Source organism: Mesorhizobium sp. 43Arga (genome assembly GCF_053714255.1).
Map to the genome: position 1 here is coordinate 293,435 of NZ_JBSKBO010000001.1, position 15,132 is coordinate 308,566.

13 protein-coding genes and 1 riboswitch are annotated in these 15,132 nt (G+C 64.8%); of the genes, 8 read left to right on the plus strand and 5 right to left on the minus strand.

Annotated elements, in window-relative coordinates:
- The first annotated feature begins 158 nt into the window (after positions 1-158).
- The 3 genes from ACWGS8_RS01400 to serA all read left to right on the plus strand — a co-directional run bounded on the left by ACWGS8_RS01400 (position 159) and on the right by serA (position 3,974).
- Positions 159-932 carry an outer membrane protein gene (locus tag ACWGS8_RS01400; protein WP_454579266.1) on the plus strand — a complete coding sequence of 258 codons (774 nt, stop codon included), beginning with the start codon at positions 159-161 and terminating at the stop codon, positions 930-932.
- A gap of 201 nt (positions 933-1,133) precedes the next feature.
- Positions 1,134-2,309 carry a phosphoserine transaminase gene (locus ACWGS8_RS01405; protein ID WP_454579267.1) on the plus strand — a complete coding sequence of 392 codons (1,176 nt, stop codon included), beginning with the start codon at positions 1,134-1,136 and terminating at the stop codon, positions 2,307-2,309.
- Between the two features lie 63 nt (positions 2,310-2,372).
- Positions 2,373-3,974, plus strand: a complete 1,602-nt coding sequence (serA, locus tag ACWGS8_RS01410) for a phosphoglycerate dehydrogenase (RefSeq protein ID WP_454579268.1) — start codon at positions 2,373-2,375, stop codon at positions 3,972-3,974.
- 55 nt (positions 3,975-4,029) lie between these two features.
- Here the strand turns inward: serA and ACWGS8_RS01415 are convergent, their stop codons facing one another.
- Positions 4,030-4,941: a DMT family transporter gene (locus ACWGS8_RS01415; RefSeq protein WP_454579269.1), complete on the minus strand. Its 912-nt coding sequence runs from the start codon at positions 4,939-4,941 to the stop codon at positions 4,030-4,032.
- A gap of 213 nt (positions 4,942-5,154) precedes the next feature.
- Between ACWGS8_RS01415 and ACWGS8_RS01420 the strand changes: the two genes are divergently transcribed.
- Together ACWGS8_RS01420 and ACWGS8_RS01425 are read left to right on the plus strand one after the other, a co-directional pair.
- Complete coding sequence (locus ACWGS8_RS01420) at positions 5,155-6,453, plus strand: adenylosuccinate synthase (RefSeq protein ID WP_010912013.1); 1,299 nt, start codon at positions 5,155-5,157, stop codon at positions 6,451-6,453.
- Between the two features lie 76 nt (positions 6,454-6,529).
- On the plus strand, positions 6,530-8,269 hold the full coding sequence (locus ACWGS8_RS01425; RefSeq protein ID WP_454579270.1) for a hypothetical protein: 1,740 nt from the start codon (positions 6,530-6,532) through the stop codon (positions 8,267-8,269).
- A 22-nt stretch (positions 8,270-8,291) separates the two neighbouring features.
- Here ACWGS8_RS01425 and ACWGS8_RS01430 read toward each other — a convergent pair whose 3' ends face one another.
- The 4 genes from ACWGS8_RS01430 to ACWGS8_RS01445 form a co-directional block, all read right to left on the minus strand.
- Entirely contained in the window at positions 8,292-8,594 is a 303-nt protein-coding gene (locus tag ACWGS8_RS01430; RefSeq protein ID WP_454579271.1) for a CcdB family protein, read from the minus strand.
- Positions 8,594-8,776 carry a type II toxin-antitoxin system CcdA family antitoxin gene (locus ACWGS8_RS01435; protein WP_454579272.1) on the minus strand — a complete coding sequence of 61 codons (183 nt, stop codon included), beginning with the start codon at positions 8,774-8,776 and terminating at the stop codon, positions 8,594-8,596. Before ACWGS8_RS01435 ends, ACWGS8_RS01430 begins: the two co-directional genes overlap by 1 nt.
- A 116-nt stretch (positions 8,777-8,892) precedes the next feature.
- Positions 8,893-10,713 carry an ABC-F family ATP-binding cassette domain-containing protein gene (locus ACWGS8_RS01440; protein WP_454579273.1) on the minus strand — a complete coding sequence of 607 codons (1,821 nt, stop codon included), beginning with the start codon at positions 10,711-10,713 and terminating at the stop codon, positions 8,893-8,895.
- Between the two features lies 1 nt (position 10,714).
- Positions 10,715-11,359 carry a thiamine diphosphokinase gene (locus ACWGS8_RS01445; RefSeq protein ID WP_454579274.1) on the minus strand — a complete coding sequence of 215 codons (645 nt, stop codon included), beginning with the start codon at positions 11,357-11,359 and terminating at the stop codon, positions 10,715-10,717.
- An 88-nt stretch (positions 11,360-11,447) separates the two neighbouring features.
- A riboswitch (TPP riboswitch) is annotated at positions 11,448-11,562 on the plus strand.
- 43 nt (positions 11,563-11,605) lie between these two features.
- Here ACWGS8_RS01445 and thiB point away from each other — a divergent pair.
- From thiB to thiQ, 3 genes are read left to right on the plus strand one after another with little or no spacing between them, the layout of a single operon-like run.
- Complete coding sequence (gene thiB / locus ACWGS8_RS01450) at positions 11,606-12,604, plus strand: thiamine ABC transporter substrate binding subunit (protein ID WP_454579275.1); 999 nt, start codon at positions 11,606-11,608, stop codon at positions 12,602-12,604.
- The gene (thiP, locus tag ACWGS8_RS01455; RefSeq protein WP_454579276.1) at positions 12,580-14,238 is read left to right on the plus strand and encodes a thiamine/thiamine pyrophosphate ABC transporter permease; all 1,659 of its coding nucleotides are present in this window, start codon (positions 12,580-12,582) and stop codon (positions 14,236-14,238) included. Before thiB ends, thiP begins: the two co-directional genes overlap by 25 nt.
- Entirely contained in the window at positions 14,231-15,007 is a 777-nt protein-coding gene (gene thiQ / locus ACWGS8_RS01460) for a thiamine ABC transporter ATP-binding protein (RefSeq protein ID WP_454579277.1), read from the plus strand. The genes thiP and thiQ overlap by 8 nt, the downstream gene beginning before the upstream one ends.
- Positions 15,008-15,132 lie beyond the last annotated feature (125 nt).

The window sequence follows — 15,132 nt, forward strand, 5'->3', positions numbered from 1 at the left end:
AACGGTGCCCACTCTTGGGCGATTACGCGCCAGCGAAATCAATTCGCTAACGCTCTGTTAGCCTTAACTGTGACTTAACCACTATGGTTAACAATGCCTCCTGAAACGATGGCTGCCATGTCGATTGCAGGTGTCGTCAAATCCGGGAGTCGGGGACCATGACACTCAAATCGCGTATTGTGCTGGCGCTTGCCGGACTCGGCCTCTTGCCGCTGACACCGGCAGTCGCAGCCGACTACGATCCGCCGATCTACGCCGACCAGGCGCCCGATTATGTGCCGGTCGAGGTCGGCTCGGGCTGGTATCTGCGCGGCGACGTCTCCTATCTGGTGCAGAAGAGCTTCAAGAACGATGATTTCGCCTTCACGCCGGCGAGCTTCGACGAGAAAGAAGATCCTATCTTTGCGAGCATCGGCTTCGGCTATCATTTCAACGACTATCTGCGCGCCGATCTCAATCTCGGCTATCTGCCAGGCAACAAGATTGGCGTTGGCTACGACGATTCACTGAGCGTCGTGCCGCCGGCAACCTCCACCGTCGCATCGGCGGAGCTAAAGAACTACGCCTACTCGCTCATGCTCAACGGCTATGTCGACCTTGGCACTTATGTCGGGATCACCCCCTATCTGGGCGGTGGCATCGGTATCGTACAGAGCACGCGCAAGCTCTCGGCCAGCTACTTCACCAACAATAGCGATCCCACCGACGATCTCGTCCAGCAAGACGACAGCACAAAGTATTCCTTGGCCTATACGCTGAATGCGGGCCTTGCCTACCAGGTGTCGAAGAACGTTTCGGTCGACCTGGGCTATCAGTATTTCTCCGCCCCGGATGCCGAATATGTCGCGGCTGCAAGCCTGACCTCCTTCCCGGTCCACAAGGGCATCAGCAATCACCAGATCAAGCTCGGGCTGCGCTACGATCTCTGGTAGACCCGGCACGGACGACGATGTTAGCGGCGGATCCCGGCGGTCCGCCGTTCGCGTTTGAGATCACGCGATCCTGATCGCGGATCGCCGGTATCCCGGCAGCGACAAAAACTTTCCTCTTGACGCCCGAGGCCTGAACGCATATCGCCGTCCGTGGGCCACCCCTCCCCAACGAGGGGCCACTATCTGGAAGGATAGACCACGATGACGACACCTACGAAGCCCGGACTCCGTCCGGCAAATCCCAATTTCTCTTCAGGTCCCTGCGCAAAACGCCCCGGCTGGTCGGTCGAGGCGCTGAAAAATGCCGCGCTCGGCCGTTCCCATCGCGCCAAGATCGGCAAGACCAAGCTCGAACAGGCGATCGAGCTGACACGCGAAATCCTCCAGGTCCCTGCGGACTACCGCATCGGCATCGTGCCGGCGTCGGACACCGGCGCCGTCGAGATGGCGCTGTGGTCGCTGCTCGGTGAGCGTGGTGTCGACATGGTCGCCTGGGAAAGCTTCGGCTCCGGCTGGGTCACCGATGTGGTCAAGCAGCTGAAACTGCCCGACGTGCGCAAGCTCGAGGCCGGCTATGGCGAGTTGCCGGATCTCTCCAAGATCGACTTCGACCGTGACGTGGTCTTCACCTGGAACGGCACCACGTCAGGCGTGCGCGTGCCGGACGGTGATTTCATTCCCGCCGACCGCAAGGGCCTGACAATCTGCGACGCCACTTCGGCCGCCTTCGCGCAAAGGCTCGATTTCGAAAAGCTCGACGTCGTCACCTTCTCCTGGCAGAAAGTGCTTGGCGGCGAGGGCGCGCATGGCATGCTGATCCTGTCGCCCCGAGCCGTCGCGCGGCTGGAGAGCTACAAGCCGGCGTGGCCGCTGCCGAAAATCTTCCGCCTGACCTCCGGCGGCAAGCTGATCGAGGGCATCTTCAAGGGCGAGACCATCAACACGCCGTCGATGCTGTGCGTCGAGGACTATCTCGACGCGCTGCACTGGGCGAAGTCGATCGGCGGGCTCGATGCGCTGGTCGCCAGGGCGGATGCCAATACGGCGGTGCTCGACGGATTCGTCGACAAGTCCTCGTGGCTCGGCCATCTCGCCGTCCAGCCGGCGACGCGGTCGAACACCTCGGTCTGCCTGTCCTTCACCGATGCCGATGTCGCGGCGCTCGACGCCGACGGTCAGGCGGCTTTCGCCAAAAGGCTGGTGTCGACGCTCGACAAGGAAGGTGTCGCCTATGACATCGGCTCCTATCGCGATGCGCCTCCCGGTCTGCGTATCTGGTGTGGCGCGACGGTCGAGACCTCCGATCTCGAAGCGCTGCTGCCCTGGCTCGACTGGGCCTTCGCCGCGCAGAAGGCGTCGCTGAAAGCGGCGGCCTGAGATTTTCCGTGGCGGCCCGCGGGCCGCCCATTCTCGGATCAATCCCATTTCAAGGAGGCCGCCATGGCGCCCCGCGTACTCGTCTCTGACAAACTCTCTCCCACCGCCGTGCAGATATTCAAGGATCGCGGCGTCGAGGTCGACTATCTGCCCGACCTCGGCAAGGACAAGGAAAAGCTGCTCGAAGTGATCGACCAGTATGACGGCCTTGCCATCCGCTCGGCGACCAAGGTCACCGAAAAGCTGATCAACGCCGCCACCAGGCTCAAGGTCATCGGCCGCGCCGGCATCGGCGTCGACAATGTCGATATCCCGGCGGCGAGCCGCAAGGGTATCATCGTGATGAACACGCCCTTCGGCAATTCGATCACGACGGCCGAGCATGCCGTGGCAATGATCTTCGCGCTGGCGCGCCAGATCCCGGAAGCCAACGCCTCGACCCATGCCGGCAAGTGGGAGAAGAACCGTTTCATGGGTGTCGAGATCACCGGCAAGACACTGGGTGTGATCGGCTGCGGCAATATCGGCTCGATCGTCGCCACGCGCGGCGTCGGCCTCAGGATGCATGTCATCGCCTTCGACCCGTTCCTGTCGGACAAGCGTGCCGAGGAGCTCGGCGTCGACAAGGTCGAACTCGATGAGCTGTTCGCCCGTGCGGACTTCATCACGCTGCACACTCCGCTGACCGACAAGACGCGCAACATCATCGATGCCGGGGCGATCGCCAAGATGAAGAACGGCGTGCGCATCATCAATTGCGCGCGCGGCGGGCTGGTCGTCGAAGCCGACCTGATCGCGGCGCTGAAGAGCGGCAAGGTGGCGGGTGTCGGCATCGACGTGTTCGAGGTGGAGCCGGCAGAGCAGAACGCCCTGTTCGGCATGGAGAACGTGGTGGCGACGCCGCATCTCGGCGCCTCAACGGCGGAAGCGCAGGAGAATGTCGCGCTGCAGGTCGCGGAGCAGATGTCGGACTATCTGATCAAAGGCGCCGTCTCCAACGCCATCAACATGCCGTCGATCACGGCCGAAGAAGCGCCGCGGCTGAAGCCATTCGTCAAGCTCGCCGAAGTGCTCGGCGCCTTTGTCGGCCAGGTCACCGAAGACCCGATCACGGAGGTCGAGATCCTGTTCGACGGCTCGACCGCGACGATGAACACGCGCGCCCTGATCAGCGCGACGCTTGCCGGGCTGATCCGTCCGCAGGTCTCCGACGTCAACATGGTTTCGGCGCCGATCATGGTGAAGGAGCGCGGCATCATCGTCGCCGAGGTCAAGCGCGACAAGTCGGGCGTGTTCGACGGCTACATCAAGCTGACGGTCAAGACCGAGCACAGGACGCGCTCGATCGCCGGCACCTGCTTCTCGGACGGCAAGCCGCGCTTCATCCAGATCAAGGGCATCAACCTCGACGCCGAGGTCGGCCAGCACATGCTCTACACCACCAATGCCGATGCGCCCGGCATTATCGGCCTGCTCGGCACGGTGTGCGGCGAGAACGGCGTCAACATCGCCAACTTCCAGCTTGGCCGCAACCGGCCGGGCGGCGACGCCATCGCGCTGCTCTATCTCGACGCGCCGTTCCCCGAAAAGGTGCTGGAGCAGGTGCGGGCGCACAAGTCGATCGACTCCGCCAAGCGACTGCAGTTCGACGTCGGCGGGATCTGATCCAGGCTTTTCGCCTAGATCGGAAGGCGCGGCGTTTGTCGCGCCTTCTTGCTGCTCAGCGCGCCCTGGCCGGCCGGGTCATCGCGCTCTTACGTCCACTATGTTCGGCAAGCCCGATGCCACCCAGCACGAGGACAAGCGCCAGCGCCTGATAAAGCTGGAACGTCTCGCCGACGATCACCACCGAAAGCAGCGTGCCGAAGATCGGCACCAGGTTGATGAACAGGCCGGCGCGGTTGGCGCCGATCAGTTCGTTGCCCCTGATGTAGGTTATCTGCGAGACGACCGAGGCGCCGATCGCAGTGTAGACGATGACCGTCCAGCCGCGCGCGTCGGGCACGATGGCCTTGCCGGCGGCGACCTCCCACAGCAAGAAGGGCAGCGAGGTGATGAGCGCGGCGATCGACATGGCCAGCATCAGGCTCTGCCAGCGCAGCGCCGGCTTCAGCCGCAGCCCGACGGAATAGCCGCTGTAAAGGATGACCGCCACCAGCATGATGGCGTCGCCGAAATTGAGCTCCAGCGTCAGCAGCCGGCGCGGATCGCCGTGGCAAGCGGTCAGGATCACGCCGGCAATGGTCAGCACGACGCCGGCGATCTGCGCCCAGTTCACGCGCAGCCGGAAGAAGACGAAATTGGCCGTCATGATCAGGATCGGCATCGCCGCCTGTTCGATCGAGACGTTGATCGCCGTCGTGTAGTTGAGCGCCGTGTAGAAGATCACGTTGAACAGTGTGAAGCCGCTGGCGCCGAGTGCCGCCAGAATGAGCCAGTGCCGGCGCACCACAGGCCAGTCCTCCTGCATCGTGCGCCAGCCGATCGGCAGCAGGATCGCCACTGCCAGCATCCAGCGCAGGAAGACAAGCATCATCGGCGAGACGTGATCGACCGCCAGCTTGCCGGCCACCGAATTGCCACCCCACAGCAAGGTGGTGAGCAGCAGGAATAAGTAGGCGCTTCGATGCATCGCGGGATTCCGGCCGCGACGGATGCGTCGCGGTGTTTGCCGGCCTATTGCCCCTCGCAGCCCAAGTAAATGATGTCAAAGCCGAAAATTGTTGTGCCTCAGGGCGTTTTCGGCGGCAAAGAAAGGTCGCACTCGCGTGGTCTTGACGCTATAGAGGCCTGTCGTTTCGAACCATATCCAAGCCGCTCGGCGGCGTCTCAAGGGAAAAGAAACATGGCCAATGTGGTGGTCGTCGGCTCGCAGTGGGGCGACGAAGGCAAGGGCAAGATCGTCGACTGGCTGTCGGAGCGAGCCGATGTCGTGGTGCGTTTCCAGGGTGGCCACAATGCCGGCCACACGCTGGTCGTCGACGGCAAGGTCTACAAGCTGTCGCTGCTGCCATCCGGCGTCGTGCGGCAGGGCAAGCTGTCCATCATCGGCAATGGCGTGGTCTTCGATCCGCATGCTTTCGTGGCCGAAGTGGCGAAGCTCAAGGCGCAGGGCGTCGAAGTGACGCCGGATCGCCTGAAAATAGCCGAAAACACAGCGCTTATCCTGTCGCTGCACCGGGAGCTGGACGGATTCCGCGAGGACGCCGCCTCAAATTCCGGGACGAAGATTGGCACGACCCGCCGGGGCATCGGTCCGGCCTATGAGGACAAGGTGGGTCGGCGCGCGGTGCGGGTAATGGATCTGGCGGATTTGGAAACGCTGCCCCTGAAGGTCGACAGACTGCTGACGCATCACAATGCGCTGCGGCGCGGGCTTGGCCATGGCGAAGTCACGCATGACGCGATCATGGCCGAGTTGACCTCGGTCGCCGACGAGATCCTGCCCTATATGGACCGTGTCTGGAAGATTCTCGACGACAAGCGCCGCGCCGGCGAGCGCATCCTGTTCGAGGGCGCGCAAGGCACGCTGCTCGACATCGACCACGGCACCTATCCCTTCGTCACCTCGTCGAACACGGTTGCCGGTCAGGCCGCCGCCGGCTCGGGCGTCGGTCCGGGCGCCATCGGCTATGTGCTCGGCATCACCAAGGCCTACACGACGCGCGTCGGCGAAGGTCCGTTCCCGACCGAACAGAAGAACGAGATCGGCGAATTCCTCGGCACGCGCGGCCATGAATTCGGCGTCGTCACCGGACGCAAGCGCCGCTGCGGCTGGTTCGACGCTGTGCTGGTGCGCCAGGCCGTCGCCGTCAACGGAATCAAGGGCATCGCGCTGACCAAGCTCGACGTGCTCGATGGGCTGGACGAGATCAAGGTCTGCACCGGCTATCGCCTCGACGGCGAGATGATCGACTATTTGCCGGCCAGCCAAGGCGCGCAGGCGCGTGTCGAACCGGTCTATGAGACGCTGGAGGGGTGGAAAGGCACCACTGCCGGCGCGCGCAGCTGGAACGACCTTCCGGCCCAGGCCGTCAAATATGTCCGATACATAGAGGAGTTGATCGGCGCGCCGGTGGCACTCCTCTCCACCAGCCCGGAACGGGACGATACGATACTTGTGACCGATCCGTTTCAAGACTAGTTTCTGAAGCCTTTCCGGGCATCTCGGCTGATTTGCGGGGGCCGGCGCGGAAGCAAAAATACAGGTCGACTGAAGCATGGCAGATTTTGTTGCTGTTCTGAAAAAGGCGCTCGGCAGGCACGGCGACGAGACGCCCGAAAAGCGTACGCGCATCTATGACAGCGTTCGCTCCATGCTGGCCAAGAAGCTCGAGGAATATTCGCCGCCGCTGGCCACCGAAGCCATAAGCGCGCAAAAGCATTCACTGGAAAACGCCATTACGAGCGTCGAGCGCGAGTATGCCAAGAGCGTGCCGGAAACGGATCCGCTCGCTGAGCTGGAACACATCTTTTCCTCGATCGACCGCAACAAGAACCAGCCGAGCCATACGCGCCAGCCGGTGAAGGCGGAGCCGGCGTGGCCGGCACCGCCCGCCGCCAAGCCGGAACCTTACCGTCCCGCGCCCGCCGCGAAGCCCGAGCCTTACCGTCCCGCGCCGCCGCCCGCAGCCAAGGCCGAGCCAAGCTGGCAGAAGCCCACGCCGGTGCAACCGGTGGCCCCCGATCTCGCCGATCGTGCCTTGCCGGGCACGGATGATGACCAGGACGATGACCGCGCCGATGTCTTCCCGAACGATGAGGAGCCGGCGGCGGCCGATACTTTCCGCCTGCGTCCGGCCGAGCGCAGGCGCAGCTATGGCGGGCTGATCGCCGCCGTCGTCGCCTTGCTGGTCATTGCCGGCGGCGGCTATGGCATCTGGCTGAACAAGGGCGCCTTCGGCAAGATGCTGGGCCTGGGCGGCAGCAAGGTCGTCGCCAAGACCGAACCGGTGAAACCGGCGCCGGCCAAGCCGGCGACCGACGCCGCGCCGGCACCGGCGCCCGCGGCAGGCGCCGAGGCGACGAAATTCACGCAGCGGCTGACGCCCGAAGGTGGCGAAACCGATCCCGGCCCGGCCGGCGGACAAACCGGCATAGGCGAAGGTGAATCCGTCGCAGCGCTGACGACACCGCCATCTGCGACGAATGCGCCGGCCAATCCGCCCCCGGCTGCAGCCGCGCCCGCGGCGGCGCCAGCTGCGGCAGCACCTGCCGCGACCGCACCTGCGGCGGGCACCGCGCCCGCCGCAGCCCCGCCTGCCAACGGCGCCGCACCCGCCGCAGGTGCGCCTGCCAACGGAACCGCACCCGCGGCGCCGGCCAATGCCGCTGCCACGCCGCCGCCCGCTCCGGCGGGCGCCGCGCCCGCGGCACCGGCGGCTGCCCCGGCGGCGGCCTCGGTGCCGGTCGGCCAAAAGGCGATCTTCTATGAGGAGCGCACCAGCACCGCGCAGGGCTCGGCCGAGCCCGGCAGCATCGTCTGGTCGCTGGTGCAGGAATCGCCCGGTGGCGACCTGCCGCCCGAGCCGGCGATCCGCGCCGAGGCGACCATCCCCGGCAAGGACATCCAGTTGCGCATGACCATCCGCCGCAACACCGACCAGACGCTGCCGGCCAGCCATATCATCGAGATGATCTTCCTGACGCCCGACGGTTTTGAAGGCGGCGGCGTCGACAACATATTGCGCGTCGCGATGAAGAGTTCCGAGCAGGATGCAGGCAGCCCACTGATCGGCATCCCGGCCAAGATCGCCGACGGCTTCTTCCTCGTCGCGCTCAACGACACCAAGGCCGACGAGGACGCCAACATGACCTTGCTGCGCGGCCAGGACTGGATCGACGTTCCGGTCGTCTACAAGACTGGCCGGCGGGCATTGCTGACCATGGAAAAAGGCATTCCCGGCGAGAAGGTGTTCGACGAGGCGATCAAGGCCTGGCAGACGAAGACGGCGGGCTGAGAAGGCGGCGTAGCGGTCGCCTTCAATCAGAAACCCTGGAGCAGCATGTCGGCGCGGCGACGGTATCGTCATGGTGCCTGGAAAGGTTTCCTTCTGGGTTCTGCAATTCGGAAGCGTCGAAGGCCGACACAAACTGTGTGACCATCACATGATCTTTGCCATTTATAGCGAAGGTCGGGTTCAGTCGGCGGCCAGGAACCGGCGCTGTGTCAGGCGGCATTAAGGGAATGACGACCCTCGTGCTCAGCCCTTCGAGAAGGTCTGACTGCACATCCAACAGATAGCCGTCGCTCTCGCCATTCCGATAGAAGTCGTAACGCGCCATCAGAATGGCCGATGTCTGGCCAATGGCAGTCCGTTGCGCCTGACATATTCATTGGAACTTTCGATGGCTTCCTTATTTTCTTCCTGCCATCGACGCGTTTTTTCCGCCGCTATCGCTTTCGCGATACCTGCCTCGGCGGCGCGGGAGATGTTGATGCCCAACGCCTTGGCGTCTTTGATCAATTGAGAGTCAATGGACGTGTTGACGGACGTTCTCTGAGGTTTTGGTGCCGGTTGAAGCATGGAGAGGCCCTTCTTTATGCGCATAATATGCGCGCACAAAAGCCCCATACAATCGTTTACCCTTCCATCTCCTCGCGCAGCATCTCCAACTCCAGCCACTCTTCCTCCAGCGCGGCCAGCGTCGCGCGTTCCTTGTCGAGGGCGGCGATGGTCTTCTGGAAGGAGGCCGGATCGCGCTCGTAGTAGGCCGGGTCGGCAATGTTGTTCTCCAGCCGCGAGATCGAAGCGGTCACCGCCTCGATCTTCTTGGGGAGCGATTCCAGGGCGAATTTCTGCTTGAACGACAGTTTCTTCGCCGGGCCTTTTGGGGCAGCCGGCTCGCTCTTGCCAGGCGCCGGCACATCGGCGGCTTCAGCCTTGGCGCGCACCTTGCGGTCGTCGAGCCTGGTGCCGCCGCGCTGCGCCAGCATGTCGGAATAGCCGCCGGCATATTCGACCCAGCGGCCGCCGCCATCCGGCGCGATGATGCTGGTGACGGTGCGGTCGAGAAAATCGCGGTCGTGGCTGACCAGGATGACGGTGCCGGCGAAGCCGGCGACCAGTTCCTGCAGCAGTTCCAATGTCTCCATGTCGAGATCGTTGGTCGGCTCATCGAGCACCAGGAGGTTTGCCGGCCGGGCCAGCACGCGCGCCAGGATCAGCCGCGCCCGCTCGCCGCCGGACAGTTCGCGCACCGGCGTGCGCGCCTGCTCCGGCTTGAACAGGAAATCCTTCATGTAGGAGACGACATGGCGCTGCTCGCCATTGATGACGAGGTTTTCGCCGCGTCCGTCGGTGAGGTATTGCGCCAGCGTCTCCTGCGGGTCGACCGCGTCGCGCTTCTGATCGAGCGTGGCGATTTCCAGATTGGTGCCAAGCCGCACCGAGCCCGCCTCCGGCGCCAATTCGCCGGTCAGTATCTTCAAAAGCGTCGTCTTGCCGGCGCCGTTCGGCCCGACGAGGCCGACACGATCGCCGCGCTGGATGCGGGTCGAGAAGCCCTTGACCACGGTGAGGTCGCCAAAGCTCTTCTCGATGTTCTTGGCTTCGATCACCAGCTTGCCGGATTCGGCGGCGTCGCTGGCCACCATGGTCGCGGTGCCTTCGGCGCCGCGATGGCCGCGGAAGCGCTGGCGCATGGTCTGCAACTCGCCCAAGCGGCGCATGTTGCGCTTGCGGCGCGCGGTCACGCCATAACGCAGCCAGTGCTCCTCGCGCACGATCTGGCGGCCGAGCTTGTGCTGCTCGCGCTCTTCCTCTTCCAGCACCTGGTCGCGCCATTCCTCGAAATGGCCAAAACCCTTGTCCAGCCTGCGGGTCTGGCCACGATCGAGCCAGACGGTGGCGCGCGACACGCGCTCGAGGAAGCGGCGGTCGTGCGAGATGACGATGAGCGCCGAGGAGGTGCGCACGAGTTCCTCTTCGAGCCATTCGATGACCGACAGGTCGAGATGGTTGGTCGGCTCATCAAGCAGCAGAATGTCGGGCTCCGGCGCCATGACGCGGGCGAGGGCCGCGCGCCTGGCTTCGCCACCTGAGAGATCGCCCGGCCGTTCCTCGCCCGTGAGACCAAGATGCTCCATCAGATAGCTGGCGCGGTAAGGATCGTCGGCTGGCCCGAGCCCCGCCTCGACATAGGCGCGCACATTGGCGAAACCTTCCATGTCGGGCATCTGCGGCAGATAGCGGACGGTTGCCGAGGGCTGGCGGAACACCTCGCCGTCCTGCGGCTCGATCAGGCCGGCGGCGATCTTGAGCAGCGTCGACTTGCCGGACCCGTTGCGGCCGACCAGCGCAATCTTGTCGCCGGCTGAAGCGGTCAAGGCGGCGCCGTCGAGCAGCGGCGTGCCGCCGAAGGTCAGTCTTATCCCGTCGAGATTGAGAAGGGGCGGGGCCATGTCAGCTTTCAGGTAGTGGATACGGATGCGCGAGCAGCAGCGCGCGGCCGTGGCCGAGCGCGATGTCGAGGCGACCGCGAACCTCGTTGGAAATGGTCAGTGACGAGCCGAAGGCCACCTCGACCTGGCTCAATGGCCATTTGGCGCCGGTGACGGTCAGGCCGGCAAGTTCGGAAAAGCCGAGGATGGAAAACAGCGTGCCGTCGGCATAGTCGAAACCGGCTGTTCCCGACAGCAGCGGGACACCTTCCTGGGCGCCACTGGTCAGCAGCACCTTCGTTCCGGCCTCGGCCAGGCGCAGGGCGAGCGCCAGATGCAGGAAAGCGTGGTCGGCGCGCTTGCCGCCGAACGCGCCTGCCAGCAACAGGCTGGTCGCGCCGCGCTCGAGTGCTGCGGCGATCGCCAGTTCGCCGTCGGTCTTGTCCTTCTCCGCCGGGAAGGTCCGGCGGGGCACCGCGGCAAGGTCGGCGGGGAGATCGGCCGGGACGGAATCGAAATCGCCCACCCACAGTTCCGGCACAAGGCCTAGCAGCCGCGCATGGCCGATGCCGGCGTCGGCGGCAATGACGCGCGAGCCTTCGACCTGGCGGTCGAGCCGGGGCGTGCGGATGAGATCGCCGCCAAGCAGGATGGTGAATGTGCTCATATCCTGTGGCCCTTACCAGCCCGGCACGGGAAACGGAAGGCCGGCAAACTGCCACTTGCGCGGTTCCCCGGCCCGGCCTATGTGTCGAAACGCTCTAACGGGGTGCCGGACGCGATCTTCGCGGACCGGCTGAGAGGCAGTCTCGCCAACCCGCTGAACCTGATCCGGTTTGTACCGGCGGAGGGATTAGACGTTTCGGACAGTCCGGCGCCTCAATTCCTTGCAATTCGAACGAAGGAGGCGCCGATGCGCACGCTTTTATACGCTCTTGTCTCGACCATGGTTGTGGCGCTGTCCGGGCCGGCCTTGGCCAAGGACAAGCTCACCATCTACACCTATGAGAGCTTCACCGCCGACTGGGGTCCAGGTCCCGTGGTGAAGAAGGAATTCGAGGCCGAATGCGGCTGCGACGTCGAGTTCGTCTCGGTCGCCGATGGCGTGGCCCTGCTCAACCGCGTCAAGCTCGAAGGCGCGTCGACCAAGGCTGATATCGTACTCGGCCTCGACACCAATCTCACCGCCGATGCCAAGGCTAGCGGGTTGTTCGCCCCGCATGGCGCGGTGAGCGATGTCAACGTGCCGGGCGGCTGGAGCGACGACACGTTTGTTCCCTTCGACTACGGCTATTTCGCTGTCGTCTACGACTCCGAAAAGCTGAAGACGCCGCCGAAGAGCCTGAAGGAACTGGTCGAAGGCAGTGCCAACGACAAGATCGTCATCCAGGATCCGCGCACCTCAACGCCGGGCCTCAGCCTGCTGTTGTGGGTGAAGTCGGTCTATGGCGACAAGGCGCCGGAGGCCTGGGCCAAGCTCAAGACGAAGGTGCTGACCGTGACGCCGGGCTGGAGCGAGGCCTATGGCCTGTTCACCAAGGGCGAGGCGCCGATGGTGCTGTCCTACACGACCTCGCCGGCCTACCACATGGTCGCCGAGAACACGCAGCGCTACCAGGCGGCTTCGTTCGAGGAAGGCGAGTATCTGCAGATCGAGGTCGCGGGCATCACCACCACGGGGGCGAAGAATCCGCTGGCGGCGAAGTTCATGGCTTTCATGACCGGCCCGAAATTCCAGGACGCGATCCCCGAGACCAACTGGATGTTCCCGGCCGGGAAGACCGACAAGCCGCTCAACCCCGCCTTCGACAAACTGGTCAAACCCACCAAGACCTTGCTGTTCAGCCCCGAAGAGGTCGCCGCCAACCGCAAGGCCTGGGTGGATGAATGGCTGGCGGTGATGAGCAAATAGGCGGGGTGGTGACGCCGGCGCAAACAACGGATTCACGCGTCAGCGCCGGCGTTGTCGCGCTCGCCGCGATCGCGCTGCTGATCGGCGGCGCGTTTGCCGGCTTGCTCATCGAAGGTGCCCATGACTTTTCAGGCGCCTGGGCGGCCTTCGATCCCTATCTGCTGCGCGTCGTGCGCTTCACGCTCTGGCAGGCCGTCCTCTCGACCCTGCTTTCGGCCATCCCGGCGCTGTTCGTTGCACGCGCCCTGTCGCGGCATCCGCGGTTTTTCGGTCGCGCCTTCATCCTGCAACTCTTCGCCGTGCCGCTGGCGCTGCCGGCGATCGTCGCGGCGCTCGGCATACTGGCGCTCTATGGCCGTGCCGGTTATTTCGCCGGGCTGTTCAGCGCCGTCGGCGGCCAGGGCTGGCCAGGCATTTACGGCCTGTCCGGCATTCTTGTCGCGCATGTTTTCTTCAATCTGCCGTTGGCGACTCGGCTGTTCCTCGAGGCGCTGCAGACCATTCCCGCCGACCAGTGGCGACTGGCGAGCCAGCTCGGCATGGGCGCGCGCCCGGCCTTCCGGCTGATCGAATGGCCGACGCTGCGCGCTGCCCTGCCGGGTGTCGCCGGGCTGGTCTTCATGCTCTGCATCACATCCTTCACCATCGTGCTGACGCTCGGCGGCGGCCCGGCCGCGACGACGCTGGAGGTCGGCATCTACCAAGCGCTGCGCTTCGATTTCGATCCCGCGCGGGCCGTCGCCCTGACATTGCTGCAGATCGCGCTGACCTTCATCGTGGTGCTGGCGCTGACGCGGCTTGGCGCCAATGTCGTCGGCGACACCAACCTGCCGGTGGCGCCGCGCCGTTACCTCTCCGTCAACGCGACCGAGGCGTCACTCAACGCCGTGCTGATCGTGCTGGCGCTGCTGTTCGTTGTCGGACCGATGGCGGCCACGGTGCTCGCCGGGTTGGGCGCCGATCTCGGCCGGCTCGCAGGCGAGGCCCCTGTCCGGCAGGCGACGCTGACCAGTGCTGTGCTCGCCTTCCTGTCGGCGCTGCTTTCGGTGATGCTGTCGCTGGCGCTGACCATGGCGCGACGGGCACTCGCGTTGAACCACCGCGCCGGTCCAGGAACACTGCTCGAACATGCCACGGATACCGGCGCCGGTTTTGTGCTGGTCGTGCCGCCGATCGTCATCGGAGCCGGCTGGTTCCTGTTGCTGCGCCATGCCGGCGATGTCTTTGCCATCGCCCCGGTCATGGTCGTCACCGTCAATTCTGTCATGGCGATGCCATTCGCGCTGCGCGCCGTTCGCCCCGCCTATGACGCGGCGAGCGAGCGCCACGAACGGCTCTGCGCGCAGCTCGGCATTTCCGGCTGGGCCAGGCTGCGGCTGGTCGACTGGCCATCTCTGCGGCGGCCGCTCGCCACCGGCTTCGCCTTCGCAATGGCGCTGTCGCTCGGCGATCTCGGTGTGATCGCACTGTTCGGCAGTGATTCCGTGCAGACCTTGCCCTACCTTCTCCTGGCGCGCATGGGCAGCTACCGCACGCAGGACGCCGCCGGCCTGGCGCTGCTGCTTGGCCTGGTCTGCCTAGCCCTGGTACTGGCGGCGGACTGGCTGGGAAGAGACAAGGTCCGAAATGTCTGACGGGGTGATGAGAGGGAAGGGCGTTCCGGTGCGGCTGGACAAAGTCTCGTTCAGCTATGGCGAGGCGCCGCTCGCCTTCGATGTCGCTTTTGCGGCGGCGGAAATCACCGCCATCATGGGGCCGAGCGGTTCGGGCAAGTCGACGCTGCTCAATCTGGTCGCCGGCTTCGAGACGCCGCAGTCGGGCCGCGTGCTGATCGACGGGGCCGATGTCGGCGCAGCGCCGCCGGCTGCGCGGCCGGTGTCGATGGTGTTTCAGGAAAACAACCTTTTTGCGCATCTCTCCGTCGAGCAGAATGTCGGGCTCGGCCGCTCGCCATCGCTGCGGCTGACCGAGGCCGACCGCGAGGCGATCGACGAGGCGCTTGCGCGCACAGGCCTTGGCGGCAAGGAAAAACGCTTGCCGCGCGAACTCTCCGGCGGCGAGCGCCAGCGTGTTGCCCTGGCGCGCGTGCTGGTCCGTGATCGCCCGGTGCTTCTGCTCGACGAACCCTTCGCTTCGCTGGGACCCGCCTTGCGCGACGACATGCTCGACCTGGTTGCCAGCGTGCATGCGGAGCGCGGCATGACGGTGCTGTTCGTCACGCACCAGCCGGAGGACGCACGCCGCATCGGCCGCAATGTGGTGTTTCTGGACAATTGCGCCGTCGCGGCCACCGGCAGCGCGGACGAATTCTTCGCCGGGGCTGGTCCGGAGGCGTTCCGGCGCTATATCGGCGCAAGTGCCGGCAATGCCGTATCACGAGATATTGCCCGGAAGCGGACATAATTTACGGTCAAACCGGCATCAGGCAATGGGGCGCTTGCTTGCCATGGCAGAAGTAGTGTGGCTAGGTCCGCCCTATTGGTCCGGCACAGGCCGTGATTTGCCTACGGTACTCGTCACACGCCCCG